General features: G+C 70.1%; 29 protein-coding genes. 21 read left to right on the top strand and 8 right to left on the bottom strand.

Annotated features, from left to right (window positions below; translation table 11 throughout):
* Nucleotides 1-55: 55 nt before the first annotated feature.
* The 3 genes from ABD708_RS02640 (at nt 56) to ABD708_RS02630 (ending at nt 1665) form a co-directional block, all read left to right on the top strand.
* Nucleotides 56-631 carry an HdeD family acid-resistance protein gene (locus ABD708_RS02640; protein ID WP_344751730.1) on the top strand — a complete coding sequence of 192 codons (576 nt, stop codon included), beginning with the start codon at nt 56-58 and terminating at the stop codon, nt 629-631.
* Nucleotides 628-957, top strand: a complete 330-nt coding sequence (locus ABD708_RS02635) for a hypothetical protein (RefSeq protein WP_344751729.1) — start codon at nt 628-630, stop codon at nt 955-957. Before ABD708_RS02640 ends, ABD708_RS02635 begins: the two co-directional genes overlap by 4 nt.
* A gap of 225 nt (nt 958-1182) precedes the next feature.
* The gene (locus ABD708_RS02630; protein WP_344751728.1) at nt 1183-1665 is read left to right on the top strand and encodes an FBP domain-containing protein; all 483 of its coding nucleotides are present in this window, start codon (nt 1183-1185) and stop codon (nt 1663-1665) included.
* Between the two features lie 93 nt (nt 1666-1758).
* On the opposite strand, the gene purB is transcribed toward ABD708_RS02630, so the two are convergent.
* Both purB and ABD708_RS02620 read right to left on the bottom strand, forming a co-directional pair.
* A complete protein-coding gene (gene purB, locus ABD708_RS02625) occupies nt 1759-3141 on the bottom strand; it encodes an adenylosuccinate lyase (protein ID WP_344752170.1) in 1383 nt (460 codons plus the stop codon).
* A gap of 41 nt (nt 3142-3182) precedes the next feature.
* Nucleotides 3183-3719 carry a low molecular weight protein-tyrosine-phosphatase gene (locus ABD708_RS02620; RefSeq protein ID WP_344751727.1) on the bottom strand — a complete coding sequence of 179 codons (537 nt, stop codon included), beginning with the start codon at nt 3717-3719 and terminating at the stop codon, nt 3183-3185.
* A gap of 147 nt (nt 3720-3866) precedes the next feature.
* Between ABD708_RS02620 and ABD708_RS02615 the strand changes: the two genes are divergently transcribed.
* Together ABD708_RS02615 and ABD708_RS02610 are read left to right on the top strand one after the other, a co-directional pair.
* The gene (locus ABD708_RS02615; RefSeq protein ID WP_344751726.1) at nt 3867-4088 is read left to right on the top strand and encodes a hypothetical protein; all 222 of its coding nucleotides are present in this window, start codon (nt 3867-3869) and stop codon (nt 4086-4088) included.
* Complete coding sequence (locus ABD708_RS02610; protein WP_344751725.1) at nt 4085-5332, top strand: hypothetical protein; 1248 nt, start codon at nt 4085-4087, stop codon at nt 5330-5332. Before ABD708_RS02615 ends, ABD708_RS02610 begins: the two co-directional genes overlap by 4 nt.
* Here ABD708_RS02610 and ABD708_RS02605 read toward each other — a convergent pair.
* Nucleotides 5295-5696, bottom strand: coding sequence for a phage holin family protein (locus ABD708_RS02605; protein ID WP_344751724.1), 402 nt, complete (start codon nt 5694-5696; stop codon nt 5295-5297). The two genes, ABD708_RS02610 and ABD708_RS02605, sit on opposite strands and share 38 nt — an antisense overlap.
* A gap of 37 nt (nt 5697-5733) precedes the next feature.
* Between ABD708_RS02605 and ABD708_RS02600 the strand changes: the two genes are divergently transcribed.
* From ABD708_RS02600 to rpsN, 8 genes are all read left to right on the top strand, one after another.
* Nucleotides 5734-6798 (top strand): histidinol-phosphate transaminase, encoded by a 1065-nt coding sequence (locus ABD708_RS02600; protein WP_344751723.1) that lies wholly within the window; start codon nt 5734-5736, stop codon nt 6796-6798.
* Nucleotides 6799-6860: 62 nt separating this feature from the next.
* On the top strand, nt 6861-7778 hold the full coding sequence (locus tag ABD708_RS02595) for a metal ABC transporter solute-binding protein, Zn/Mn family (RefSeq protein ID WP_344751722.1): 918 nt from the start codon (nt 6861-6863) through the stop codon (nt 7776-7778).
* A complete protein-coding gene (locus ABD708_RS02590; RefSeq protein ID WP_344751721.1) occupies nt 7771-8640 on the top strand; it encodes a metal ABC transporter ATP-binding protein in 870 nt (289 codons plus the stop codon). The genes ABD708_RS02595 and ABD708_RS02590 overlap by 8 nt, the downstream gene beginning before the upstream one ends.
* Nucleotides 8640-9542, top strand: coding sequence for a metal ABC transporter permease (locus ABD708_RS02585; protein WP_344751720.1), 903 nt, complete (start codon nt 8640-8642; stop codon nt 9540-9542). The genes ABD708_RS02590 and ABD708_RS02585 overlap by 1 nt, the downstream gene beginning before the upstream one ends.
* A complete protein-coding gene (locus ABD708_RS02580) occupies nt 9539-9931 on the top strand; it encodes a Fur family transcriptional regulator (protein WP_344751719.1) in 393 nt (130 codons plus the stop codon). Before ABD708_RS02585 ends, ABD708_RS02580 begins: the two co-directional genes overlap by 4 nt.
* 180 nt (nt 9932-10111) lie before the next feature.
* Complete coding sequence (gene rpmB / locus ABD708_RS02575; RefSeq protein WP_344751718.1) at nt 10112-10348, top strand: 50S ribosomal protein L28; 237 nt, start codon at nt 10112-10114, stop codon at nt 10346-10348.
* Complete coding sequence (rpmG, locus tag ABD708_RS02570; protein ID WP_022881958.1) at nt 10348-10515, top strand: 50S ribosomal protein L33; 168 nt, start codon at nt 10348-10350, stop codon at nt 10513-10515. Before rpmB ends, rpmG begins: the two co-directional genes overlap by 1 nt.
* Before the next feature lie 5 nt (nt 10516-10520).
* Nucleotides 10521-10826, top strand: a complete 306-nt coding sequence (gene rpsN / locus ABD708_RS02565; protein WP_344751717.1) for a 30S ribosomal protein S14 — start codon at nt 10521-10523, stop codon at nt 10824-10826.
* A 148-nt stretch (nt 10827-10974) separates the two neighbouring features.
* Here rpsN and ABD708_RS02560 read toward each other — a convergent pair whose 3' ends face one another.
* Nucleotides 10975-12228, bottom strand: coding sequence for an amidohydrolase (locus ABD708_RS02560; protein WP_344751716.1), 1254 nt, complete (start codon nt 12226-12228; stop codon nt 10975-10977).
* 170 nt (nt 12229-12398) lie between these two features.
* Between ABD708_RS02560 and ABD708_RS02555 the strand changes: the two genes are divergently transcribed.
* The 7 genes from ABD708_RS02555 to ABD708_RS02525 all read left to right on the top strand — a co-directional run bounded on the left by ABD708_RS02555 (nt 12399) and on the right by ABD708_RS02525 (nt 19016).
* A complete protein-coding gene (locus ABD708_RS02555) occupies nt 12399-12686 on the top strand; it encodes an HU family DNA-binding protein (protein ID WP_344751715.1) in 288 nt (95 codons plus the stop codon).
* Nucleotides 12687-12889: 203 nt separating this feature from the next.
* Complete coding sequence (locus tag ABD708_RS02550) at nt 12890-14857, top strand: bifunctional copper resistance protein CopD/cytochrome c oxidase assembly protein (RefSeq protein WP_344751714.1); 1968 nt, start codon at nt 12890-12892, stop codon at nt 14855-14857.
* Nucleotides 14858-14897: 40 nt separating this feature from the next.
* A complete protein-coding gene (locus ABD708_RS02545; protein ID WP_344751713.1) occupies nt 14898-15113 on the top strand; it encodes a hypothetical protein in 216 nt (71 codons plus the stop codon).
* A gap of 42 nt (nt 15114-15155) precedes the next feature.
* On the top strand, nt 15156-15494 hold the full coding sequence (locus ABD708_RS02540; protein WP_344751712.1) for a hypothetical protein: 339 nt from the start codon (nt 15156-15158) through the stop codon (nt 15492-15494).
* 91 nt (nt 15495-15585) lie between these two features.
* On the top strand, nt 15586-16863 hold the full coding sequence (locus ABD708_RS02535; protein ID WP_344751711.1) for an ATP-dependent DNA helicase: 1278 nt from the start codon (nt 15586-15588) through the stop codon (nt 16861-16863).
* Between the two features lie 182 nt (nt 16864-17045).
* Nucleotides 17046-18392, top strand: coding sequence for a serine hydrolase domain-containing protein (locus ABD708_RS02530; RefSeq protein WP_344751710.1), 1347 nt, complete (start codon nt 17046-17048; stop codon nt 18390-18392).
* 72 nt (nt 18393-18464) lie between these two features.
* Nucleotides 18465-19016 (top strand): DinB family protein, encoded by a 552-nt coding sequence (locus ABD708_RS02525; protein ID WP_344751709.1) that lies wholly within the window; start codon nt 18465-18467, stop codon nt 19014-19016.
* On the opposite strand, the gene ABD708_RS02520 is transcribed toward ABD708_RS02525, so the two are convergent.
* Both ABD708_RS02520 and ABD708_RS02515 read right to left on the bottom strand, forming a co-directional pair.
* Complete coding sequence (locus tag ABD708_RS02520; protein ID WP_344751708.1) at nt 18973-20655, bottom strand: cutinase family protein; 1683 nt, start codon at nt 20653-20655, stop codon at nt 18973-18975. The genes ABD708_RS02525 and ABD708_RS02520 overlap by 44 nt on opposite strands.
* 63 nt (nt 20656-20718) lie before the next feature.
* Nucleotides 20719-22278, bottom strand: a complete 1560-nt coding sequence (locus ABD708_RS02515; RefSeq protein ID WP_344751707.1) for a DNA-3-methyladenine glycosylase 2 family protein — start codon at nt 22276-22278, stop codon at nt 20719-20721.
* Between the two features lie 76 nt (nt 22279-22354).
* Between ABD708_RS02515 and ABD708_RS02510 the strand changes: the two genes are divergently transcribed.
* The gene (locus tag ABD708_RS02510; protein WP_344751706.1) at nt 22355-23380 is read left to right on the top strand and encodes a YeiH family protein; all 1026 of its coding nucleotides are present in this window, start codon (nt 22355-22357) and stop codon (nt 23378-23380) included.
* Here the strand turns inward: ABD708_RS02510 and ABD708_RS02505 are convergent.
* Both ABD708_RS02505 and ABD708_RS02500 read right to left on the bottom strand, forming a co-directional pair.
* Nucleotides 23345-24772, bottom strand: a complete 1428-nt coding sequence (locus ABD708_RS02505) for an MFS transporter (RefSeq protein ID WP_344751705.1) — start codon at nt 24770-24772, stop codon at nt 23345-23347. The genes ABD708_RS02510 and ABD708_RS02505 overlap by 36 nt on opposite strands.
* On the bottom strand, nt 24769-25209 hold the full coding sequence (locus ABD708_RS02500; RefSeq protein WP_344751704.1) for a MarR family winged helix-turn-helix transcriptional regulator: 441 nt from the start codon (nt 25207-25209) through the stop codon (nt 24769-24771). Before ABD708_RS02500 ends, ABD708_RS02505 begins: the two co-directional genes overlap by 4 nt.
* Nucleotides 25210-25259 lie beyond the last annotated feature (50 nt).

Genomic DNA, 25259 nt, shown 5'->3' with positions numbered 1-25259 from the left:
AAGAGCCGCGCAACTAGACTGAGGAGTCGCTTCCCCACGTCTGAAAGAGGTGTTCGTGGCTGCCCGGTACTGGCTTGCACAGCTCGTCCGCGCCGTCATCGCCTTCGCCGCAGGGTTCGCGATCACCCTCGATCAGGACCACACGGCCGGGTACGGCATCGCGATGTTCGCCGCGTTCGCGATCGTCGGCGGCCTGGCGGTGGCCGGCTTCTTCTTCGTGACGGATGCCGGTGACCGCGCCCTCTGGCTCGTGCAGGGCCTTCTGGGGGTCGCCGCAGGCGTCGTGGCACTGATCGTCCACTCGGGCGGCCTGGGTGCGCTGCTGTACGGCGTGAGCGTCTGGGCGCTGCTGACCGGGGTCGCCGAGCTGTACGGCGGCTGGCGCGCGCGGCGCGCCCGCGGGTCGGACACCGGCTCGGCATCCGCCGCCCGTGATCGCCTGGCTGTCGGCGGACTGACCGTCGCCCTCGCGATCGTCTACCTCGTCATCCCCGCTGAGCACCGACTCGCCGTCGGGCTGTTCGGCGCCTACGCCATCGTCATCGGCGTCTACCTCGCGATCGGCGCGCTCTCGCTCAAATGGGCGCGGCCCGCCGAGACCGCCGACGAAACCACGGAGTCCCACGCATGAGCGCCCGCACGTCCCGCCCCGCCGACCGCCAGCCTTCGCGCCGCGAGGTGCTGCGCCCCGCAGAGCTCGTGGGGGGCTCTGCGCTGCTCGCGCTCTTCGCCGGGGTGATCATGCTGATCGGCTCGCGCAGCTGGTTGGTCGCCGTGATCGGCTTCGGCGTCGTGTTCATCGTCGCGCTGGTCGTGATCGCGCTCTTCGTGCAGTCGATCAAGCCGACCGCCGACGAGCAGGCGGACATCGCCGAGCAGGATGCCGCGCACGGCGGCTCGCGGCCGATGCTGGAGCCGAAGCCCGGCCCCGAGGACGAGCGGCCGAGCGGCCACTGAGCGATCACCCGGGCGCGGTGTCTAGACTCGACCCGTGCCCGTATTGACCTCACTCGGCCCGATCAGCGGGCGTCTGGAGGTCGTCGGCGCCCTCTGCGCCGGCACGAGGTAGCCCTGTTCGCAGTCCGTGATCCGCTGGTGCCCCATGGGCGCCGCCCTTCAATTCCCCGACCCCGGCGCGATTCCGCGCGGGTCGGAACTCTCGAACAGACAGGCAACTCAGTCATGCAACCGCTCACCGAGCAGGAAATCCGGGCGTCGTTCGTCAACACGTCGCTCAAGGAACGCAATTCGATCACCATGCCCGACCTCGGCGCCATCTCTTGGGACGCGCTCGACTTCCTCGGCTGGCGCGACCGGAAGATCGACAACGTGGGCTATGCCGTCGCCCACGTCGACGGCGCGCCCGTCGGCGTGATGATGCGCACCGGCAACGGACGCACTCGCACCCGCCCCCAGTGCTCGTGGTGCGAGGACGTCCACCTGCCCAACGAGGTCGTGTTCTTCTCGGCGAAGCGCGCAGGAGCAGCCGGGCGGAAGGGCGACACGATCGGCACCCTCGTCTGCGCCGAGTTCGAGTGCTCGGCGAACGTGCGCAAGCTGCCGCCGCTCGCCTACGTCGGCTTCGACGCAGAGGCGGCGCGCCTCGAGCGCATCGAGGCGCTGCTCGAGAACGTCACGCGCTTCGTCGCCGCCGTTCTCGGCTGAGCGGAACGCTGCGAGACGTGCGGCGATGTCGTCTCGCCTGAAGGCAGGCGACATCGCGGCACGTCCCGGCGAGGCATCCGTGCCCCGCTGCGCTCAGTCGAGGAAGCGGAGCAGCGCCGGGGCGACGCCGATGTAGGTGGCCGGCGTGAGCGCGATGAGGCGCCGCTTCGCCTCGTCGCCGATCTCGAGCCCCTGCACGAACTCGGCCAGCTCGGCGGGGCCGACGCGGTGGCCGCGGGTGAGGTCCTTGAGCACGGCGTAGGGGTCGGCGATGCTTGAGCGGCCGGCGACGACCTCTGCGCGGATGACGGTCTGGATCGCCTCGGCCAGCACCTCCCAGTTGCCGTCGAGATCGGCCGCCAGCGCGGACTCGTCGAGGGCGATCTCGCCGAGTCCGCGCTCAAGGTTGTCGAGGGCGAGCAGCGAGTGGCCGAATGCCACTCCGATGTTGCGCTGGGTCGTGGAATCCGTCAGATCCCGCTGCAGGCGCGAGGTGACCAGCGTGGCGGACAGCGAGTCGAGCAGAGCGGACGAGATCTCGAGGTTCGCCTCGGCGTTCTCGAAGCGGATCGGGTTGATCTTGTGCGGCATCGTCGACGAGCCGGTCGCGCCGGGCACAGGGATCTGCCGGAAGTAGCCGAGCGAGATGTAGGTCCAGATGTCAGTCGCGAGGTTGTGCAGGATACGGTTCGCGTGCGACGCCTTGCCGTACAGCTCGGCCTGCCAGTCGTGCGATTCGATCTGGGTCGTGAGCGGATTCCACGTGAGGCCGAGCCCCTCGACGAACTCGCGGCTGATCGCCGGCCAGTCGGCCGTGGGGTCGGCGGCGAGGTGCGCCGCGAAGGTGCCGGTCGCCCCGCTGAACTTGCCGAGGTACTCGGATGCCTCGAGCTGGGCGATCACGCGCTGCAGGCGGTAGACGAAAACGCCGAGCTCCTTGCCCATGGTGGTCGGGGTCGCGGGCTGGCCGTGGGTGCGCGAGAGCATCGCGGCGTCCTTGTGCTGCTCGGCCAGGGCGGCGAGCTTCCCGACGACGGCGCGCAGCTTGGGCAGCCAGATCTGCTCGACGGCGGCCTTCACGGTGATCGCATACGACAGGTTGTTGATGTCTTCGCTGGTGCACGCGAAGTGGGTGAGCTCGGCGATGCCGCCGAGTCCGAGGCGGTCGAGCTCGCCGCGGATCAGGTACTCGACGGCCTTCACGTCGTGCCGGGTGCGCGCCTCGATCTCGGCGAGGGCATCGATCTCGAGGTCGCCGAAGTTCGCCGCGAAGGCGCGCAGCTGCTGCACATGCTCGGCCTCGAGCGGCGCCGCGCCGAACATCGCGTGCGAGGTCAGGTAGATGAGCCACTCGACCTCGACGTGTACACGGGCGCGGTTGAGGCCCGCCTCGGAGAGGTGGTCGCCGAGGGCCGAGACGGCGGCGCGGTAGCGGCCGTCGAGCGGGCTGATCGGCTGGGGCGGCAGGGAGGGCAGCTGGTCGTTCATCTTCTGGTGCAGGTCCTTGTTCAGCCGGTTCAGCGGCGGTGTTCGTGCTTGAGGGCGGGTTCGAGCTGGCACACGAGCCCGGCACAGGCGCGCTCGACGAGGTCGAGCACGGTGTCGAACATGGCGTCGTCGGAGTAGTACGGGTCAGGCACATCGAGGGCATCGCCGTGGTGCGGCGCGAAATCCATGAGCAGCGCGACCTTCGCCTGGTTCTCGGGCGTCAGCGCCCAGTGGTCGAGGATGCGCCGGTGGCTGCGATCCAGGGCGACCACGAGGTCGAAGTCGTCGAACCAGTCGGCGTCAAACTGCCGGGCGCGGTGCGTGGCGCCGTCGTAGCCCCGACGGCGGAGCGCAGCGACCGTGCGGTGGTCAGCCGGTTCGCCGACGTGCCAGTCACCCGTTCCCGCGGAGCTCGAGGCGACCTTCGCGCCGATGCCCGCCTTCTCGGCGAGGTCGCGGAAGACGACCTCGGCCATCGGCGAGCGGCAGATGTTTCCGCTGCAGACGAAGCACACCCGGAAGCGGTCGGAGGGGGCCTCGTCGTCTGGGGGCGAGGCGAACGTCACGCCGACATTCTGCCGTAACACGCTGGGGATCTCGCCCTCCCCATGACGAGCGATAGGGCTGTAGTGCACGGATGCCGCAACTGAGCGCGCCACTGCCGTGGGGCCCGTGCAACGCTGGTCTTCCGCCCGCGCCGGAGCGGAAGAAAGATGTCTGTGTTGTCCGTCGACGAGGCTGCGACGGAGCGGGCGGCCGTGCGCGCACACCTGCGCGCTGCCGAGGCCGATTGCCTGCTGCTGTATCGGCTGCTGCCCGCCGTGCCGGGGTGGTCGGGTGCGGCCAGCTGGGCCTTCGGGTTGCGCCTCGCCGAGCTGCGCGCCCGGGTCGCGGCCGCGCACGCTGCGCTCGCGGCGGCGGAGGCGGCGCTGTGAGCATCGAGGTCTCCGGCGGCGGCAGCGTCGCTGTCGAGACCGAGGCGATGCTCGAGGCGCGGAGAGACCTGATCGAGCTCGCCGACCGCGCCGACGAGGCGTACGGCCAGATCCACGGTGTGCTCGACGCGGCCCAGGCGCCAGCCGGTCCGCCCGCGTGGCTGCTCGCGATCGCCGCGCGGGAGATGCGAGCTCTCGCGCGAGACGCGGACGCGCTCGCCCGAGAGCTCGACGCCGCAGCCGAGGCCTACGGCTGGGTCGAGCGAGCGCTGCTCGCGCGCGACCAGCTGCTCGCCCACCTCGCCGGCCCGGCGCCGGCCATCGACGACGCGGCGACAGCGCTCGCGGCGAGCGCGGCGCGGCACGGTGCGAACGTCGCCGGCGACCCGCAATTCGTCAGGGCGCTGCGCGAGCTTGCGGACTCGGTGAGCCTGCCCGGGCTCCTGCTGATGGTGCAGGCGCTCCCCGGCGGCGTGCTCGACGAGACGCCGGTGACGGTCACGCAGGCGTCAGCCCCGCAGGCGGTGCCCGCGTTCGACGGCTTCACGGATCTTGCGACGCGCATTCCGGCGGGGAAGCCGGGGAAGCCCCAGGTGCGCGTAGAGAAATATGAGCTGGCGGGCGGTGAGCGTCACTGGGTGGTGTACTCAGCCGGCACGATCGACTGGAGCCTCGTGCCCTCGAGCGAGCCATGGGACGACACGTCCAATGTCGTCGGCGTAGCGGGTGGTTCTGCCGGTTCGTCGCGGGCGGCGGTGCAGGCGCTCGAGCAGGCCGGCTGGAAGCCCGGCGAGCCCGTGCTTCCGGTGGGCCACTCTCAGGGCGGCATCGTGGCCACGGCGATTGCGACGAGCGGCGTCGCGCCCGTGCCGATGCTCGTCACCTTCGGCTCGCCGACGGCGGGCGTGCGCACCACCCCAGGCCTGCTCGATGTGGCCGTCGAGCACACCGACGATCCCGTGCCGGCGCTCGGCGGCAGCCCGCGGTCGCTCGTGGACCCCCGGCTGCTCGTCAGAGAGGCGGCGCCCGCGGCGGGTCCGGGCGCGGGCGGGCTGCCCGCTCACGCGATGACCGGCTATGCGAAGACGGCGATCGAGATGGATCGCTCGACCGATCCGCGCCTCGTGAACGCGCGCACCACGCTCACGGAATTCACCGGGGGGCAGAAGGCGACGGTGACGATGTGGCGCGGCGAGCGTGTTCCGGCTACCGGCGGTCCTGGCGGGTCAGCGGGCGGAAGATGAGGCCCACGATCCAGCTGATGATGGCGAGCACGAGGGCTCCGAGCACACCCCACCAGAATCCGTCGACGGTGAGGCCGAAGTGCAGCCAGTGCTCGCTGATCCATCCGACGAGCAGAAGGAGCAGGCCGTTCACGATCAGCGAGAACAACCCGAGCGTCAGGATGTAGAGGGGGAAGGCGACGATCCGCAGGACCGTGCCGACGATGCCGTTCACGATGCCGAAGACGAGGGCGAGCACGATGTACGTCCAGAACAGCGCCCAGCCCGAGCCTGCCTTCCAGGCGGTCACGTGCACCCCCGCGACGATCAGCGTGGTCAGCCAGAGCGCGAAGGCGTTGATCAGCAGTTTGACGACGAATCGCATGGCGAAAGTCTCGCAGGTGCGCCGCTACCTTTGAAGAGTGTCTGAGAACGTGCGCCTGCGCCCCGAGATCGCCGCTCTGACGGCCTACTCGCAGGGGCGCTCGCCCTCCCCCGACGGATTCAAGCTCTCGAGCAACGAGAACCCGTACCCGGCGCTTCCCGGTGTGCTCGAGGCGGCGGCCGCTCACGTCGAGATCAACCGCTACCCCGACGGTGCCGCCGTCGCGCTGCGCGCTCGGCTGGCCGACCTCTTCGACGTCGAGTTCAGCGAGGTCATCGTCGGCGCAGGCTCCTCGTCGCTGCTGCAGCAGCTCTTCCTCGCGGCCGCGGCCCCCGGCGACGAGATCGTCTACGCCTGGCGTTCCTTCGAGGCATACCCCGGGTTCGTCACCGTCACGGGCGCCACGAGCGTGCACGTTCCCTTGACCGCAGGGCTCGAGCACGATCTCGACGCGCTCGCCGCGGCGGTCACCGATCGCACCCGGGTCGTCGTCGTGTGCTCGCCGAACAATCCCACCGGGCCGGCGGTCTCGGCTGCCGCGTTCGAGAAGTTCATGGCCGCCGTGCCCGCAGAGGTCCTCGTCGTCCTCGACGAGGCGTACCGCGAGTTCGTCACCGATCCGCTGGCCGTCGACGGTGAGGCGTACCTCGGCCGCTACCCGAACCTCGTCATCACCCGCACCTTCTCGAAGGCGTACGGGCTGGCCGGCCTGCGCGTCGGATACGCCATCGGCCCCGCGCGGCTGCTCGCCGCCGCGCGCGCCACGGCGATCCCCTTCGCCGTCACCGAGCTGGGGTTCGCGGCTGCTCTCGCGAGCCTCGAGCGCAAGCCGCTGCTCGACGAGCGTGTTGCCGAGATCGTCGCGCGCCGCGATCGCCTGCGCGGCGCCCTGATCGAGCAGGGCTGGAGCATTCCCTCCGCGCAGGGGAACTTCCTGTGGCTGCCGACCGGCGGCCTCACAACGCAGGCGGCCGACGCCTTCTTCGACGCCGACATCGCGGTGCGGCCGTTCGCCGAGGAGGGCATCCGCATCTCCATCGGAGAAGAGGAGTCGATCGAGCGCGTCCTGGCGGTGACTTCGGGGCTCCGGCAGGGTCGGTGAGACGCGCGCCAGCGCACTCTTGGTTTTGACAATCATTATCAATAAGGCGTAACGTCGAGGGCGTGAACCGATCGCGCTTTCTCGCTTCCGTCGCCCTCGCCGCAGCCGCCGTCGCCCTTGCCGGGTGCTCGGCCGGGGCATCCGGCGCCACCGATCCGGCGAAGTCCGGCACGATCAACGTCGTCGCGTCGACCGACGTGTGGGGCTCGGTCGCGAGCGCCATCGGGGGCGACCACGTGAAGGTCACGTCAATCATCGACGACCCCGACAAAGATCCGCACGAGTACCAGGCCGACGCCCGCAATCAACTCGCCATCTCGAAGGCCAACGTGGTCCTCTCGAACGGCGCCGGCTACGACGACTTCATCGGCACCATGGTGAAGGCGTCGAAGCAGCACCCGACCGCCCTCGTCGCGGCCGACATCTCGGGCTACGACCAGCACCCGAGCGACGGCGAGTTCAACGAGCACCTCTGGTACGACTTCCCGACCGTTCAGAAGGTGGCGGACCGGCTGGCGGATGCCTTCGCCAAGGCCGACGCGAAGGACGCCGCCGACTTCCACGCGAACGCCGACGCATTCGGCGCGAAGCTCGCCGGCCTCGAGGCGACGGAGACCCACCTCAAGTCCGAGCACGCGGGCACGGCGGTGACGATCACCGAGCCGGTGCCGCTCTACATGCTCGACGCGATCGGCCTGAAGAACGTCACCCCCGAGAAGTTCAGCGAGGCGATCGAGAACGACACCGACGTCGCGCCGACGGTCTTGAAGCAGACGCTGGATCTCTACAGCAGCGGCCAGGTCAAGCTGCTCGCCTACAACGAGCAGACCACGGGCGCGCAGACCCAGGCCGTGCTGGATGCCGCGAAGCGGAACCACGTCGCCGTCGTCCCCGTGACCGAGACGCTTCCCGCGGGCACGAACTACATTGGCTGGATGACCGCGAACCTTGAGGCGATCGGGGCGGCGCTCGATGACTGACGCACAGGCACGGCAGCCGGTGCTGAGCCTGCGCGGTGCGACGCTGCGCTTCGACCGGCGCACGCTCTGGCAGGGGCTCGACCTCGATGTCGCCCCTGGGGAGTTCATCGCGGTGCTCGGCGCGAACGGCTCGGGCAAGACGAGTCTGCTGCGCACGATCCTGGGGCAGCATCCGCTGAGCTCGGGCGAGGCGCTCGTCGCCGGCGAGCCGGTCACCGCGGGGAATCCGCGCATCGGCTACGTGCCGCAGCAGAAGCTCGCCGACGAGGGCACGCCGCTGCGTGCACGCGACCTCGTTGGGCTCGGCATCGACGGCGGCACGTTCGGCTTCTGGCCGAGCCGCTCGAAGCGCGCCCGCGTCGACCGGCTGCTGGCCGATGTCGGCGCCACGGACTACGCCGAGGTGCCCGTCTCGACGCTCTCCGGGGGGGAGCAGCAGCGTCTGCGGGTTGGCCAGGCACTGGCATCCGACCCCGTCCTGCTGCTCGCCGACGAGCCGCTCGCCTCGCTCGACCTCACCAATCAGCGGGCCGTGAGCGAACTGATCGACCGGCACCGACGCGAGCGCGGCTTCGGCGTGCTGTTCGTCACGCACGATGTGAACCCCGTGCTGCCGATCGTCGACCGGGTGCTCTATCTCGCCGGCGGCCGCTTCCGCATCGGCGCCCCCGACGAGGTGCTGCGCAGCGAGGTGCTCACGGAGCTGTACGGCTCGCCGGTCGATGTGATCCGCGCCCGCGGCCGCATCATCGTCGTCGGCACGCCCGATGCAGGCCACGCCCCGCACGACGAGCATCACGACGCGGGCCACGAGGACGTCTGCGACCACAATCCAGAGGACACCGAGGCGGTGGTGCTGTGATGCTGCACGACTCAGGCGTCTGGGGCCAGATCTTCGACTTCAGCGACTACGGCCAGCTGCTCGTGCTGCTGCGCAACTCGATCATCGCGGGCGCCGTGCTCGGGCTGATCGGCGGCCTCATCGGCGTCTTCGTGATGAGCCGCGACATGGCGTTCGCCGTACACGGCATCAGCGAGCTCTCGTTCGCCGGCGCCTCGGCCGGCCTGCTGCTCGGCATCGGGGTCGTGCAGGGCTCGATCGTCGGCTCGTTGGTCGCCGCGCTGCTGATCGGCGCGCTCGGCGCACGCGCACGCGAGCGCAACAGCATCACCGCCGTGCTCATGCCGTTCGGCCTCGGCCTCGGCATCCTGTGCCTCGCCATTTACTCCGGCCGCAGCGCGAACAAGTTCGGGCTGCTCACCGGGCAGATCGTCGCCATCGACGACCCGCAGGTCGGGTGGCTGCTCGCGATCGCGGTCATCGTGCTCATCGGCCTCGGCATCGTGTGGCGCCCGCTCACCTTCGCCTCGATCGATGCCGACGTCGCCGCGGCCCGCGGGGTGCCCGTGCGCGGGCTCTCCATCGTGTTCATGCTGCTGCTCGGGCTCACCGTCGCCGTCTCGGTGCAGATCGTCGGCGCGCTGCTCGTGCTGTCGATTCTCGTGACACCCGCCGCGGCCGCCCTGCGGGTCTCGGCCTCGCCCCTCGTGGTGCCGGTGCTCAGCGTGGTGTTCGGAGTGGTCTCGGTCGTCGGCGGCATCCTGCTCGCCCTCGGCGGCTCGGTGCCGATCAGCCCGTACGTCACGACCATCTCGTTCGCGATCTACATCGTGTGCCGGGCGATCGGGGCGGCGCGCGCGCGGCGCGGCATCTCAGGGCGACGGATGCCGGAGCCAGCCCTGTCTGCGGGGGCGCTGTCATGACCACCGCGAAGCGCAATACCTGGCAGCGTGAGGCCGTGCGCGAGGCTCTGTCCGAGCGGGACGACTTCGTCAGCGCGCAGGGCCTCTACTCGACCCTGCGCGACGGCGGCTCGCCGATCGGCCTCGCGACCGTCTACCGCGCGCTCGCCTCGCTCGCGGTGGAGGGCGAGGCCGACTCGCTGCAGTCGCCGGACGGCGAGGCGCTCTACCGCGCCTGCGTGACCACGGGGCACCACCACCACCTGATCTGCCGCAACTGCGGGCTGACGGTCGAGATCTCGGCCGACCCCGTCGAGGAGTGGGCACAGAGGGTCGCGAGCGCCAACGGCTTCACCGAGCCGCAGCATGTCGTCGACGTGTTCGGGCTCTGCGCGTCGTGCTCGCGCTAGGGCGGAGCGCGTGGTAAAGGCATCCCGCAGGCTCTGTTAGACTTGACGTTTGTCTGGCTCGGACTCCTCGAGCCGGTTCGCACCCACCAAGCCCCTTTCGAAACGAAGAGGTACTGGTGTGTGCCGACAAGAGATCTTGGGATGCCCCGTCCGGGGCATCGGTAGTGATGGAGGAATCACATGGCAGCAGTGTGCCAGGTGACCGGCGCCACCCCCGGCTTCGGTCACTCTATTTCGCACTCGCACCGACGCAACAAGCGTCGTTTCGACCCGAACATCCAGAAGAAGACGTACTACGTCCCTTCGCTTCGCCGTAACGTCACTCTGACGCTGTCCGCCAAGGGCATCAAGGTGATCGACGCCCGCGGCATCGAGGCCGTCGTCAAGGACATCCTGGCCCGTGGGGAGAAGATCTAATGGCCAAGCAGCAGGACATCCGCCCGATCATCAAGCTCCGCTCGACGGCCGGCACCGGTTACACCTACGTGACCAAGAAGAACCGCCGCAATGACCCGGACCGCCTCGTGCTCAAGAAGTACGACCCGATCATCCGCAAGCACGTCGAGTTCCGTGAGGAGCGCTAAGGAATATGGCTAAGAAGAGCAAGATCGCCCGCAACAAGCAGCGCGAGGTCATCGTCGCCCGCTACGCCGCGAAGCGCGCCGAGCTGAAGAAGCAGCTCGTCAACCCGAACGCGACCGATGAGGAGCGCGAGGCCGCCCGCGTCGGCCTGCAGAAGCTGCCGCGCAACGCGTCGCCGGTTCGCCTCCGCAACCGCGACCAGATCGACGGCCGCCCCCGCGGTGTCCTCTCGAAGTTCGGCATCTCGCGTGTCCGCTTCCGCGACATGGCGCACAACGGCGAGCTGCCCGGCATCACCAAGTCGAGCTGGTAAGCACAGTTCTCATCCGAAGGCCCCCTGGTTCTCCAGGGGGCCTTCGTCGTACCCCGGCTGGGACGCGAGGCTGCGCTACAGCTGCGGAAGCGCGCGACCGTTACCGGAAGCGCGCGGATCCGTAGGTGTAGCGCGGTTGCAGGGCAGCTCAGGAGGCGAAGCGGGCGGAGCGTTCCACGACGGTGCCGCCGGTCGCGGCATCCCATGAATAGACCCGCGTGCCGGTGATGAAGACCTGCTCGGCGCGGGAGTTCACGTCGAGGGGATCGCCCGACCAGATGACGAGGTCGCCGTCGAGGCCGGGCTCGAGCGCGCCGACGCGGTCGCGCAGTCCGAGGAACGACGCCGGGTTGACCGTCAGCGCCTCGATGGCGGTCTTCGGGTCGAGGCCCTCCTTCACGGCGAGCGACGCCTGGTGGATCAGGAAGTTGATCGGCACCACGGGGTGGTCGGTCGTGATCGCCACGCGCACGCCGGCGGCGGCGAGGCGGCCGAGGTTCGCGATCGCGCGCTTCCGCAGCTCGACCTTCGAGCGCGTCGTGAACAGCGGCCCGAAGATGACCGGCACGTCGCGCTCGGCGAGCACGTCGGCGAGCTCCGCGCCCTCCGTGCCGTGGTTCACGACGAGGCGGTAGCCGAACTCGTCGGCCAGGCGCAGCGCCGTCGCGATGTCGTCGGCGCGGTGCGTGTGCTGGTCCCACGCGAGCTCGCCCTCGAGCACGCGCACGAGCGTCTCCTTCGCGAGGTCCCGGTCGAAGGGCTCGCCCTTGGCGGCAGCCGCGTCGCGCTTGGCGCGGTAGTTCTGTGCGTCGACGAAGGCGGAGCGAATGACGGATGCCACACCGAGGCGCGTCGAGGGCAGCTGCTTCTTGTCCCCGTACACGCGCTTGGGGTTCTCGCCGAGGGCCGACTTCACCGACACGGCATCCGTGATCACCTGCTCATCGACCGTGCGGCCGCCCCAGGTCTTGATCGCGACGGTCTGGCCGCCGATCGGGTTGCCGGAGCCCGGCTTGATGACCGCGCTCGTGACGCCGCCGATGAGCGCGTCGCGGAATCCCTCGTCCTCGATGTTGATGCCGTCGATCGCGCGCAGCCCGGCGCCGTTCGGGTCGGTCATCTCGTTGGTGTCGTTGCCGGCCCAGCCCTCGGCCTCCTCGTGCACGCCGAGGTGGCCGTGCGCCTCGACGAACCCGGGGTAGACGGCCTTGCCTCCTGCGTCGATGACCTCGATGCCCAAGGGCACCTCGACGGCGGCGCCGAGGGCCTGGATGACCCCATCGACGACGACGATCGTGCCGTTCTCGACGGGGTCGGATGCCACAGGAACGAGACGCGCGTTCGTGATCGCGATGCTTCCGCGGGTGGTCAGAATGGGCTTCTTCGTGTCGTCAGCGGCCATGAACCCATCCTTTCACCCCCGCAACACGCCGAAATTCCGCGTGATTCCGCGGATGTGATGCTACTTTGGCCGTGGCCGGAGGGGGTCGGAAGACGGGCCTCTCTATGAGCCACCCGTTTCATCACTGAACACACGCTGCTGACGCAGCAGTAGTCCGAGGAGGACACCCCATGGCTGACAAGTCGCTGAACAAGACCGAGCTGGTCGCCGCTGTCGCCGGTGAGACCGGCCAGAGCCAGACCGTCGTCGGTGGCGTCATCGACGCTTTCTTCGCGACGATCTCCAAGACCGTCGCCGCCGGTGGCAAGGTGACGATCCCCGGCTGGCTCGCCGCGGAGAGCACCACCACCGCCGCCCGCACGGGCCGCAACCCGCAGACCGGTGCCGAGATCAAGATCCCGGCCGGCAAGCGCGTCAAGCTGACCGCGGGCTCGAAGCTGAAGGCCGCCGTCAAGTAAGACCGCTTCACACGAGGAAGGCGCTCACCCGCGGGTGGGCGCCTTTTTCGTGCCCCGGGGTGGGGCTTCCCAGGCGCCCGAACTGCCCCGAGGGGGCACTTTGGGTGCCTGCTTCCGCGAGCGCGCAGCCCGAACGCACCCCTCGGGGCAGCCGCAGCCGCCGGCGCGGGAAGCTCAAAGGTGTCTCGAACTACGCTGGTGCGGTGAACAGAGCGCAGCGCGTCGCGGGGCCGGTCGCTCTCGTCGTGGCGGCGCTCGTCGCGGTGATCGCGGCGCTCGCCTTCGGCGGCGCGAGCGCTCCGCTGGGGCTCAGCGACCCGGGCGCGGTCACCCGCTGGGGGCTGCCGATCACCCGGCTCGTCGTCGACCTTTCGGCGGCCGGCGTCATCGGCGCGCTGTTGCTGGCGCTGTTCGCATTGAGCCCCGCGAAGCCGGAGTTCGACAAGGCGGTCGACCTCGCCGCGGCATCCGCCGCCATCATGACGGTCGCGGCAGGCTTCACCACGGTGCTGTCGTTCAGCGACTCGTCCTTCACGCCACTCGCCGCGACCCAGGACTTCAGCAACCAGTTCCTGCAGTTCGTCACCCAGATCGCGCTCGGGCAGGCGTGGGGCATCACGACGCTCGCCGCCGCCGCGACGACGGTGCTGTGCTTCGCGGTGCGCGGGCAGACCGCGCTCGCGTTCGTGACGGTGCTCGCGATCGGCTCGCTCATCCCGATCGCCCTGCAGGGGCACGCGGCCGGCACGAGCGGGCACAATCTCGCGGTCACCTCGCTGGCGCTGCACATCATCGGCGCGGCGGTGTGGATCGGCGGCCTGCTCACCCTCGTGCTGATCCGCAACACGCTCGGCGGCGATCGCCTGCCCACCGTGCTTGCGCGCTACTCGAGCCTCGCTCTGATCTGCTTCATCGTCGTCGCGTTCAGCGGCTTCCTCAACGCGCAGCTGCGCGTCGGCACCTGGGCGAACCTGCTCACCTCCTACGGCGTGCTGGTGATCGGGAAGGCCACGCTGCTCGTCATCCTCGGCCTCTTCGGCGTGCTGCAGCGCCGCTGGCTGATCGAACGCCTGCGCACGAACGCCGGCCGCGGGCCGTTCTGGGTCATGGTCACCACCGAGCTCGCGTTCATGGGCCTCGCCTCGGGCATCGCGGCCGCCCTCGCGCGCACCGTCACCCCGGTGCAGCAGGTGGCGACGGGCACCACCCCGGCCGAGATCCTCACCGGGCAGCCGCTGCCGCCTCCCGAGACGCTGCGCGAGCTGGTCTTCGGGGCGAACGTCGATCCGATCTGGCTGCTGGTCTGTGTGTTCGGCATCTTCTTCTACGTCGCCGGCGTGCTGCGGCTGCGCCGCCGCGGCGACCGCTGGCCGCTCGTGCGCACCATCAGCTGGATCGCGGGCGTGCTCGTGCTGGCATACATCACGAGCGGTGGAATCGCCGTCTACGTCGACTATCTGTTCTCCGCGCACATGGCGATGCACATGGTGCTGACCATGCTCGTTCCGCTGCTGCTCGTCCCCGGCGCGCCCGTCACGCTGGCGGCGCGCGCGATCCAGAGGAGAACGGATGCCTCGCGCGGCGGCCGCGAGTGGATTCTGCTCGTCGTGCACAGCCGTGTCGCCGGCTTCCTCGCCAACCCGTTCGTCGCCGCGCTGCTGTTCGCCGGCAGCCTCTGGGTGTTCTACTACTCGCCGCTGTTCCGCTGGGCGACCGAGAACCACCTCGGGCACGAGTGGATGACCGCCCACTTCCTCATCACCGGCTATCTGTTCGTGCAGTCTCTGATCGGCATCGACCCCGTGCCGTTCCGGCTCGCCTGGCCGTTCCGGTTGCTGCTGCTGCTCGGCACGATGGTGTTCCACGCCTTCTTCGGGCTCACGATCATGACCGCCTCTGGGCTGTTCCTCGCCGACTGGTTCGGGGCGATGGGCCGCACCTGGGGGCCGACGCCGATGCAGGACCAGCTGACGGCGGGCGGCATCGCCTGGAGCATCGGCGAGATCCCGACGCTCGTGCTCGCGATCGTCGTCGCCGTGCAGTGGAGCCGCAGCGACGCCCGCGAGACGAAGCGGAAGGACCGGGCATCCGATCGCACCGGCAATGCCGACGTCGCCGAGTACAACGCGATGCTGCAGCGGATGGCGGAGCGGGACTCTTCCCGCCGCTGAGTCGCGATCCTATGCTTGGGCCAAGAGATTGGCGGACAGCATGATCGCAGCGATTCTGGCCTGGGTCTTCGGCCTTGCACTCGTCGGGCTCATCGTCGCGGGGCTCATCAGGGGCCGCGGCGGGCGCAAGCGGCATGAGTCAGGCGTCTACTCGGTGCCGACCGACGACGCCGCGGTCGCTAACGACGTCGAGTCGCGGCGCGGTCAGCTGCAGGAGCTGCACGGCGCGCAGAGCATGGGCCCCGGCGGGGTCTGAGGCACGGCTGGGCGACGGATGCCTGACCCGAGCAATCCCCTGGTGCCGAGCGGCTTCGATCTGCTGTTCCCGGTCGTCTTCGCAGTCGTCGCGCTGGCCGTGCTCGCCGGGATCGCCTTTACCGTCTACCGTCTGATCCGCGACCGGAGGAAGATCGCGGCATATCAGGCGGCGATGCTCGAGCTGACAGGCGAGGTCCTGAAGGCGACCCGCGATGGTGACCTCGCCAAAGCACAGTTGCTGCAGAGCCAGCTGCTGCTGATGCAGCAGCAACTTCTGAGCAGGCGGCAGCAGCCAGGCAACGCGACCCTGCTGAATCAGCAGATGATGAACGGGGTTGTGCCTGGGGACGTCAACGGAGACGGCATCCCCGGGAATTAGCCGGTGCCGAAGGCCCTGTGGGCTGAATCGTGAAGCGGCGTGCCCTGTGGATGAGCACGGGGTGAGGCATCCGTCGCCGTAATCTGTATCGGTGCCCCAGCTCTCTCGTGAACAGCAGGCCGTCTTCGACCTGATCGAGAAGACGCGCGAGCACGTGTTCGTGACGGGGCGCGCCGGCACGGGCAAGTCGACACTGCTGAACCACCTGGCGTGGAACACGGACAAGCAGCTGGTCATCAGCGCGCCCACCGGGGTCGCGGCACTGAACGTGGGCGGGCAGACGATCCACTCGCTGTTCCGGCTGCCGATCGGGGTGATCGCCGACCATGCGATCGACCAGTCCGACGAGCTGAAGAAGCTGCTCAACACGATCGACACGCTGGTCATCGACGAGGTCTCGATGGTCAACGCCGACCTGATGGATGCGATCGACCGCAGCCTGCGTCAGGCGCGCAAGCGGAAAGAGCCGTTCGGCGGGGTGCAGGTGGTGCTGTTCGGCGACCCGTACCAGCTCGCACCGGTGCCCGGCAGCCAGGAGGAGCGCGAGTACTTCGCCGACACCTACCGCTCGATGTGGTTCTTCGACGCGAAGGTGTGGCAGGGCGCCGAGTTGCGCATCGTCGAGCTCTCAGAGGTGCACCGGCAGCACGAGGCCGAGTTCAAGTACATGCTCAATGCCGTGCGGCACGGCATGGTCACGAAGGAGATCGCCGACCGGCTCAACAGCATGGGCGCGCGGCCGGCACCCGCCGACGGCGTCATCACGCTCGCGAGCCGCAACGACTCGGTGAACCGCATCAACCAGGCGCAGCTGAAGCGGCTGCCCGGGCGGCTGCAGACCGCGAAGGCCGAGATCTCGGGCGACTTCGGCGGCCGCAACTACCCGGCGGACGAGGCGCTCGAGCTCAAGGTCGGCGCGCAGGTGATGTTCCTGCGCAACGACACCCAGGGGCAGGGCGAGGTGCGCTGGGTGAACGGGTCCATCGGCACGGTCACGAAGATCACCGCGAACGTCGAGGTCGAGATCGACGGGGTGCGCTACGAGGTCGAGCCGGCCACCTGGGAACGGCACAAGTACAGCTACGACCCCGTGAACAAGAAGCTCGAAAGAGAGGTCGTCGCCGAGTTCTCGCAGTTCCCGCTACGGCTCGCCTGGGCGGTGACGATCCACAAGTCGCAGGGCAAGACCTACGACCGGGCGATCGTCGACCTCGGTGCGCGGGCGTTCAGCCCCGGTCAGACCTACGTGGCGCTGAGCCGGATCACCGCGCTCGAGGGGCTCTATCTGACGCGGCCGCTGCGCCCCGCCGACATCTGGGTCGACAAGGACGTGGAGAGATTCATGGCCGCGCGGACCGCTAGGAGGTGACGACCCTGTGGGTCGTCGCCGCGGTCCGCGCTGAGCGAGCTGTGCTCGCGAAGAGTCGCGCCCCGCGGGTCGCTGTCACGGCTTCGTAACGCTCGCAGCAGGCATCCGTTCGACGTGTCTTTCGCTCAAGACGCCCGCATAGACTCGAGCGACAGGCTGATGCGTCACAAGGGGTGGTGTGCATGGCGCCTCGGGGCGTTCGGGGGCGGCGCGCGACACGCGCGCTCGCCGCGGTTGCGGTTGCGCTGAGCGCTCTGCTCGCCGGCTGCAGCAGCGGCGCGGGCGGCGCGACCGTGACGGCGATCGGTGCGCAGGCCGGCGATCGGATGCCGGATGCGACGGCCAAGCAGCTGCAGGCCGCCCTCGACAAAGCCGTCAAGCTCTCGGGCGGCAGCGGCGGCGTCGCGGGCGTGTGGGCTCCGTGGGCGGGCACCTGGACTGCCGCCTCCGGCACCGTCTCACGCGACAAGGGCGCTGCACCCATGAACGTCGACTCGTCGTTCCGCATCGGCTCGATCACTAAGGAAGCGACCTGCACGGTGCTGCTGAAGCTCGTGGCCGACAAGAAGGTCGGTCTCGACGACGAGGTGTCGAAGTATCTGCCGCGCATGGTCGGCCTCAACGGGCTGACGCTCGGGGGGCTGTGCCAGAACACCTCGGGCTTCGCCGACTACTGGAGCAGCCTCAACCCCCAGATGGTGACGAACCCCGGGCGCAACTGGGACGCGGTCGAGCTGATCAACAGCGCCCTCGGGAAGGCGCGCGTCGGTGCGCCCGGGCAGACGTGGTCGTATTCGAACGCCGGCTTCGTGCTGCTCGGACTCGCGCTGCAGACCGCGACCCACCAGAACTGGCAGACGCTCTACCAGAAGTACGTGACCGGCCCCCTCGGCATCGCCGACACCACGACTCTGCCGACCGGCACCTCGCTGCCGTCCCCGTCGCCCACCGGCTACGCGGCCGACCGCGACCCGGTCACGGGGGCGACCAACTGCAAGGTGCTCGACGACGACACCGGGCTGTCGCCCTCCGCCATGCAGCAGGCGGGCGGGCTGGTCAGCACTCTCGACGACACGGCGTCGCTCGTGCATGCCGTCGCCGCCGGGGCGCTGCTGCCTGCCGGGGTCGCCGCGCAGCAGCAGAAGGCCGTCAACATGTCGGACTCGATGCCGTCCTGGGCGCAGTACGGGCTGGGGGTCGAGAAGATGGGTCCGCTCATCGGGCACGCGAGCGCCGTTCCCGGATTCGCGACCGCCGCGTACAGCGACCCGAAATCGGGGCTGACCGTCGTCGTCATGGTGAACAGCTCGACCCCGGGGGCGAACTTCGCCCGGCTCGTCGCCCTGCAGCTCGCGTCGATCGGGTCGAAGGCCTCGGCGTCGTCAGGCCACAAGCAGCCGGCCATCGGCTTGCCGTGGACGGCCGACCAGCTCGCCGCCGTGCTGCCCTCCGAGACCGGGTGCAACGCCGCGGCCGCGCCCGGCGACCCCGCGCTGAAGGCGATCGGGTCGATCGGGCCGGATTACTGAGACTGGACTGATCGGGCCGGGGATGCCGGGTGCGGGTGCCGTGGCGATGCCGGCGGTTGCGATACTGGCCTGATGCCGATCACCCCTGACACGAAGAACTGGACCTGGGTGCTCGAGCGCCCCTGCCCGGAATGCGGCTTCGCCCCCGACGCCGTCGCGTACCGGGACGTGCCGCGACTGGTCCGCGATGCCGTCGTGGTGTGGCAGCGGGTGCTGGCGGAGCCCGCGATCGAGGTGCGGCCCGACGAGTCCACCTGGTCGAAGCTCGAGTACGGGGCGCACACCCGCGACGTATTCCGCATGATGCATGCGCGCCTCAACCTGATGCTCGTGCTGGTCGACCCCGACTTCTTGAACTGGGACCAGGACGACACGGCGGTGGAGCGGGACTACGGCGCGCAGTCCTCCGCGACGGTCGCCCACGAGCTCGCGGCGGCGGGCCGCGCGATCGCCGAGGCGTTCGAGCTCGTGCCCGATGCCGACCTCGGACGCACCGGCCGGCGCACGGACGGTTCGCGCTTCACCGTCGAGTCGCTGGCGAAGTACTTCGTGCACGACATCGTGCACCACCGCTGGGATGTCACCGGCGAGGCCTTCGCCGGCGCGCGCTCGGCCGGGTCCTGATCAGCGCGGACCCCAGCACGACGACAATCAGGCCGAGTCCGAGCGCCCAGGTGAGCTCGGGGTCGACGAGCGTCGTCGCGGGCGTCGGCAGGCGCACGGCCGCGGCGGCCGGGCGCTGGGTCGCGGCCTGAGGAGTGGCATCCGTCTGCTTCGAAGGCGCGCTGCGGCCCATGCTGTTCACGGCATATACGCGATAGCTGCGGCCCTTGCCGTTGCTGAGGCCGCTATCGGTCCACGACACGGTCTGTTGCCCGCTGACGAGCGGGGTGAACGCGGTGAGGAGCTTGCCCGAGGCATCCGTCACCGCGTAGAACTCGGCGCCCGTCACGGCGGGCCAGCTCAGCGCGATCGCGCCGTCGCCCGCGGTGGCGGTGATCTTCTTCGGGGCGGCGGGGGTCGCGGCGGCTGCCGCCAGCACGGCGGGATGGACGGAGGCCACGGCGTGCGTGCCGGAGGCCGTCGTGGTGCGCAGCGACACCGTGTGCTGGCCCGGGGTGAAGAAGATGGTCGACATGCTCGGCGCGGTCGTCGTGAACTGCCGCGCGGAATCCGTGGAGCCGTCGATGGTCCAGCGGTAGCTGACGATCGGGTCGGCGGGGTCGCTGAGGCTGCCGGCCGCGCTGAACCGCGACAGCTTGCCGACCTCGATCATGGACGACGCCGTCACGTGGGCCTTCGGCTTGGCCGCGGCGAGCAGCGGCAGGCCGAGCACGGCGCGCAGCTGCTGCGCCGCGTTGGCGGTGTCGCCGCGCTGATAGGTCGTGTGGTTGACGAGGATGTTCGGGTCGCCCGACTCGTCGCCCGTGGCCTCGACGATGTGCGCGAAGTCGCGCACCGGGTAGTTCCTGCCGCCGATCTCTCGGTCGTCGACCAGGCCGCAGATCGGGTCGCCGTCGTGGCAGTAGTCGAAGATCGGAGCCCCGTGGAATTCCCCGGCCCAATCGCTGCTGCCGTTCGCCCCGCTGTGCACGAGGTAGCCGTCGAGGCCCGGCGCGAAGCTGCCGTAGTCGCCCGCGGCATCGGACGAGTCGAAGTAGGTGTTCCCGAAGAACACCGCGGCGACGATGCTCTTGCGCGCGCTCGGCGTGGCCGAGAGCACGGCCTCGACCATCGCCTGCGCCCCCTGCGAGTAGCCGGAGATGATGACTCCCGTCCGCGGGCAGCTGCGACTGAGGCGGTCCAGCTCTGCGGCCGCCGCGTGGGCGCCCAGCTCGACCGACTTCGTGTAGCCGCCCAGATCACCGCTGACGAGCGCGTCGCCGCCGATGACGTCGATTCCGATCGCGGGGTAGGGCACCGGGTACGGCGTGATCGTGACGCCATTCGCGGCGGCCGTCGCCGCGACGCGTTTGAAGACGTCCGAGACCGGGCCGCCCATTCCGAGCGTGGGGTTCGCCGTCGTGTAGCGCGTCTTCGCCGGCACGCCGTTGTCCTCGCCGGAGCCGCGGGCGCCGATGAACTCGTAGTCGGGGCAGTTCGGCGGCGCCGCGAGCTTCGTGTCGATGGTGGGGGTCGGCGTGGGAGTGGCCGCCGCGACCCGAGCCGCCGCGTCGGCCGGTGTCGCGGACGACAGCGCGAGGGCGAGCGCCGCGAGGGCGGCCGCCATCGCTGCAGGCATCCGTCGGCGCGTTCGGGTCACCCCTTCGACGCTACTCGCGGGTGCTGCGCGAGCACTGGGTCCTGCGGCGCTGGGTCCTGCGGATCACGGAAGGTAGGCGGAGGCCGTCCACAGGTGCATCGCGGCGTAGCTGCGCCACGGCGACCACGCGGCGGAGACGACGGATGCCTCGCGCGCGTTCCGCGCCCCGACCGCCTTCTTCAGCACCAGATCGTCCGGAGCGAAGGAGTCGGGGTCGCCGAGGGCGCGCAGGGCGATGTAGTCGGCGGTCCAGGGGCCGATGCCGGGCAGCGCGAGCAGCGCGCGGCGGGTCTCGGCGCGATCGGCAGCGGGGCTCAGCTCAAGGCCGCCGGCGATCGCCTCGGCGAGGCGGTGCAGGGCGGCGGCGCGGCCGCCGGTGAGGCCGATCGCGCGCAGTGCTTCGACGCCGGCATCCGCCACCGTCCGCGGGGACGGGAACGCGCGCAGCGCAGAGCCGGCCACCGGGGTGCCGAATGCGCCGACGAGCCGGCCGGCGAACACCGCGGCTGCCTTGAGCGAGACGGCTTGGCCGATCACGGTGAGCAGGGCCGTGGTCGCGCCGTCGAGCGAGCCGGGCACGCGCAGGCCGGGCCGGGCCGCGATCAGCGGGCCGATGACCGGATCGGGGCCGAGTGCTTCGGTGATGAGCTGCGGGTCGGCGTCGAGGTCGAGCCAGCGGCGCAGCTTCGCGACGATGAGCGTGAGGTCGGCGATGTCGGCCGGCTGGATGCGCACCGTGACGTGTTCTGCGCCTGCTGCCGCCCAATCGACGGTCGCGAGCGCCGGGCCGTGCGGGGCGGGGATGCTGGTGGTGAAGGCCCCGTCGTCGGCGACGAGATCCATGCCGGTGACGGCATGTGCCCGCTGGAAGGCGCGCATGGCGGCCGCGTCGTAAAGGCCGCGGTGGCGCAGGCGCAGCACGATCGTGGGGGTCGCGTCGGAGCTCGGGACATCGTCGCGGGCTCGGTCTCGGTACGCGGCTGCGCCGCTGCCCGGCTCGGGAACGCGCGGCTGCGCCGCTCCTCGGCCGGCCGGGGCGGGGGCGGAAGCCGGGCGCCGCAGTGCGGAGGGCGAGGTGCCGTACTCGGCGAGCATGACGTCGTTGAACTGGCGCACGCTGCCGAAGCCCGCGGCGAAGGCGATGTCGGCGAGAGGCAGCGTCGTCTGCTCGATCAGGGTGCGCGCGGTCTGGGCGCGGCGGGTGCGATTGAGCTGCACGGGCGAGGCGCCGACCTCGGCCACGAGGATGCGGTGCAGGTGGCGCTCCGAGACCGAGAGCCTGCTCGCGAGGCCCGAGACCCCCAGCTCATCGATGGCCCCGTCGCGGATCGCGCGCACGGCGCGGGCAGCGAGGTCGCCGCTCGCGTCCCAGTGGCGCGAGCCGGGAAGCGCGTCGGGCCGGCACCGCTTGCACGCGCGGAACCCCGCAGCGACCGCGGCCGCGGCCGTCGGGAAGAACACGGCGTTGCGGCGCAGCGGCTTGCGGGCGGGGCAGGACGGCCGGCAGTAGATGCCCGTTGTCGTCACGCCGAGGAAGAACCGCCCGTCGAAGCGCGGATCGCGACCGGATGCCGCGCGGTAGGCGACCTCGGGGTCGAACGGGTCAACGGGAGTGATGCTCACCCCACCATCTTGAGCGCTGGCGCGCCCTGCGGATGGCGGAAATCGGACATCGGTGTGCGGCGGTAGCCTGGCGGCGATGAAGAAGCGGCTACCCGGACTCGCCCTCTGCGTGGGCATCGCCCTGGTTGCGACCGGCCTCGGCAAGCTGCTCCCGGTGGTCGGCGCGCCCGTCTTCGGCATCGTGATCGGCGCGATCATCGCCGCGTTCCTGAAGCCGGGTGCGGCGACGGATGCCGGGGCGAGCTGGTCGGGAAAGTACGTGCTGCAGGCATCCGTCGTCGTCTTCGGCACCGGTCTGTCGATCCGTCAGGTGCTGCAGACGGGCTGGCACTCGCTGCCCGTCATGCTCGGCACGCTCGCGATCGCGCTGCTCGGCGCGTGGCTGATCGGCCGGGCGCTCGGCCTCGACGGCGATGTGCGCACGCTCATCGGCGTGGGCACCGGCATCTGCGGGGCGTCGGCGATCGCGGCGACGCAGTCGGTCATCCGCGCCAGATCGGCCGACGTCGCCTACGCGATCGGCACGATCTTCACCTTCAATGTGATCGCGGTCGTCACGTTCCCGTTCATCGGGCGGGCGCTCGGCATGAGCGACCACTCCTTCGGCCTGTGGGCGGGCACGGCGATCAACGACACCTCGTCGGTCGTGGCGGCGTCGTTCAGCTTCAGCGCGGCGGCCGGCGCCTACGGCATCGTCGTGAAGCTCACGCGCACGCTCATGATCATCCCGATCACGATCGCGCTGGCGCTGTACAAGCGGCGACAGGATGCCCGGGCCGCGGTCGCGGGCGACACCGCGGTCGACGGCTCGGCTCAGACCCCCGCGCGCGTCTCCTGGAACAGGGTCGTGCCGCTGTTCTTGATCTGGTTCCTCGTCGCCGTGGTCGTGGACTCCCTCGGGGGGATCCCCGGCTCGTGGCATCCGTATCTCAGCGAACTCGGCAGCTTCATGATCACCGTCGCGCTTGCGGGCATCGGCCTCGGAACGCGCATCGGGGTCCTTCGGCAGGCGGGCTTCCGGCCGCTCGCGCTCGGCGCCAGCCTGTGGGTGCTGGTCGCGCTGTCGTCACTGGGTCTTCAGGCCGTCACCCACACGCTCTGACTTCGCGGACGCCGCGGACTTCAGCGCCGGGTCGATCAGGGCCAGCACGGCGGCCGCCCCCACCACGACGGCGACCGCGATGCCGAGGCTGTGCAGCCCGGAATCCGTCGGCGCGCTCGGGAACGCGAGGCCGATCGCGGCGGACGAGAGGATCGAGCCGAGATACACCGCCGTGCGGGACAGCCCCGATGCGGTGCCCAGCTGGGCACCCGGCGCCTGGCGGTAGAGCGCCTGCTGGTTGCTGACGGAGGCGAGCCCCTGCGGCACACCGAAGATCGCCGCGACGAGAAGCAGCAGCCAGAGCGGGCTCGCACCCGTGAGGAAGACGAGCAGCACCCCGCCGACGAACGGGATCGCCCCAGAGAGCACGAGCGGCAGGCGCAGGCGCTGGTTCTTGGCGATCATGATCGAGGTGGCGGCGGCGAGCACGGCGGTCGGCAGCTGGATGAATCCGGCCTGGTCGGCCGAGTACCCCGCGGAGCCCTGCACCCACTGGCTGAAGCCGTACATCATCGAGTAGGCGCCGAAGTAGATGAGCAGCATGCGCAGGTAGGTGCGGCTGAGCGCGCCGTTGCGGCGGAGCATGCGAATGTCGATGAACGGATGCTCGCTGCGCAGCGACCACCAGATCAGCGCCGCCACCAGCACGATCGTCACGCCGACGAGCCAGATCAGCTCGACCTTGAGGTTGAGCAGGAACACGAGCAGCGACGCCAGGGCGCCGGCGAAGAGCACGATGCCGATCGGGTCGATGTCGCGCAGGGCGGGTTTCGGGCCGGTGCGCTCTGGCCGCGTCTTGTCGGACGGGACCCAGATGATCGCCGTGACGAGTGCGATCGCCGCGAGCGGGATGTTGACGAGGAAGATCGACTGCCAGCCGAACACGCTGATGAGCAGGCCACCGAGCACGGGCCCGACGGCGGCCGTCGTCTGGCTGGCGATCGAGATGCCGGAGAGCAGAGCGGGCGGCGTCTGCCGATCGAGGCGCGTGCTCTGGTCGCGGATCAGCGACATCGCCGACGGATAGGCGGCCGAGGTGCCGATGCCGATCAGGATGCGCGAGATCAGCACCGCCGAGAAGTCGTGCCAGATGTTCGGCAGGAAGCCGGCGATGAGCACCACGACGAGGCCGACGAGGTAGACGCGCTTCGGGCCGAAGACGTCGGCGAGCTTGCCCATCGTCGGCTGCGCGATCGCGCTCGCGAGGTAGAGCCCGGCGACGAGCCACACGACGGTCGAGGTCGCGACGTGCAGGTCGTGGCTGATCGGCACGAGCGCGACGGCGATCATGCTCGTGTTGATCGGATTCAGCACGGGCCCGATCAGCACCGGGGTGACGAAGCGCCAGGTGAAGCGGCCCGTTCCGGTGGTGGCTGCTGCCGTTTCGGTCACTTCTGTTCCTCTTCGATCTTCATGAGCAGGGTGAGGCCGCGGGCGACCAGATCGCGCTCGTCAGCGGTGAGCTTGGTGGCGAGCAGGCGCACGAGATCGGCGTGCCTGGCTTCGTCGGTCTGATTGACGGTGGCAGCGCCGGCGTCCGTCAGTGTGAGCAGCTCGCGTCTGCCGTCCTCCGGGTCCTTGGACTTGACGACCCAGCCCCTCTCCACCAAGTCGGCCACGACCGCACCCATCGATTGCGGGGTGATCTGCTCGAACCGGGCGAGCTCAGCGGTCGTCAGCTGCCGCTTGCGGCGCAGCCAGGCGAGGGCCGCCTCGTGCCGCGGCGGTAGCTCGCCGATCTGCCGGCCGCTGCGCATCGCGCGGCGCAGCGAGGCGAGCATGTCGCCGATGCGGTCAGCGAGAAGTTCGGGGTCCGGTGGTGTGCTCACATCACAATAGTAAGGCAGACTTGCAAGGTAATCTGTCTAGTTCAACCATG

It is taken from the genome of Gryllotalpicola koreensis, from assembly GCF_039538185.1.
In the GTDB taxonomy this organism is placed as follows: domain Bacteria; phylum Actinomycetota; class Actinomycetes; order Actinomycetales; family Microbacteriaceae; genus Gryllotalpicola; species Gryllotalpicola koreensis.
This window is presented reverse-complemented; position numbering and strand designations above follow the sequence as displayed.

Coding starts and splice junctions, on each gene's coding strand:
- ABD708_RS02635 (WP_344751729.1), top strand. CDS start 628: ATGAGCGCCCGCACGTCCCGCCCCGCCGACCGCCAGCCTTCGCGCCGC.
- ABD708_RS02630 (WP_344751728.1), top strand. CDS start 1,183: ATGCAACCGCTCACCGAGCAGGAAATCCGGGCGTCGTTCGTCAACACG.
- ABD708_RS02615 (WP_344751726.1), top strand. CDS start 3,867: ATGTCTGTGTTGTCCGTCGACGAGGCTGCGACGGAGCGGGCGGCCGTG.
- ABD708_RS02605 (WP_344751724.1), bottom strand. CDS start 5,696: ATGCGATTCGTCGTCAAACTGCTGATCAACGCCTTCGCGCTCTGGCTG.
- ABD708_RS02590 (WP_344751721.1), top strand. CDS start 7,771: ATGACTGACGCACAGGCACGGCAGCCGGTGCTGAGCCTGCGCGGTGCG.
- ABD708_RS02585 (WP_344751720.1), top strand. CDS start 8,640: ATGCTGCACGACTCAGGCGTCTGGGGCCAGATCTTCGACTTCAGCGAC.
- ABD708_RS02580 (WP_344751719.1), top strand. CDS start 9,539: ATGACCACCGCGAAGCGCAATACCTGGCAGCGTGAGGCCGTGCGCGAG.
- rpmB (WP_344751718.1), top strand. CDS start 10,112: ATGGCAGCAGTGTGCCAGGTGACCGGCGCCACCCCCGGCTTCGGTCAC.
- rpmG (WP_022881958.1), top strand. CDS start 10,348: ATGGCCAAGCAGCAGGACATCCGCCCGATCATCAAGCTCCGCTCGACG.
- rpsN (WP_344751717.1), top strand. CDS start 10,521: ATGGCTAAGAAGAGCAAGATCGCCCGCAACAAGCAGCGCGAGGTCATC.
- ABD708_RS02560 (WP_344751716.1), bottom strand. CDS start 12,228: ATGGCCGCTGACGACACGAAGAAGCCCATTCTGACCACCCGCGGAAGC.
- ABD708_RS02555 (WP_344751715.1), top strand. CDS start 12,399: ATGGCTGACAAGTCGCTGAACAAGACCGAGCTGGTCGCCGCTGTCGCC.
- ABD708_RS02545 (WP_344751713.1), top strand. CDS start 14,898: ATGATCGCAGCGATTCTGGCCTGGGTCTTCGGCCTTGCACTCGTCGGG.
- ABD708_RS02530 (WP_344751710.1), top strand. CDS start 17,046: ATGGCGCCTCGGGGCGTTCGGGGGCGGCGCGCGACACGCGCGCTCGCC.
- ABD708_RS02525 (WP_344751709.1), top strand. CDS start 18,465: ATGCCGATCACCCCTGACACGAAGAACTGGACCTGGGTGCTCGAGCGC.
- ABD708_RS02510 (WP_344751706.1), top strand. CDS start 22,355: ATGAAGAAGCGGCTACCCGGACTCGCCCTCTGCGTGGGCATCGCCCTG.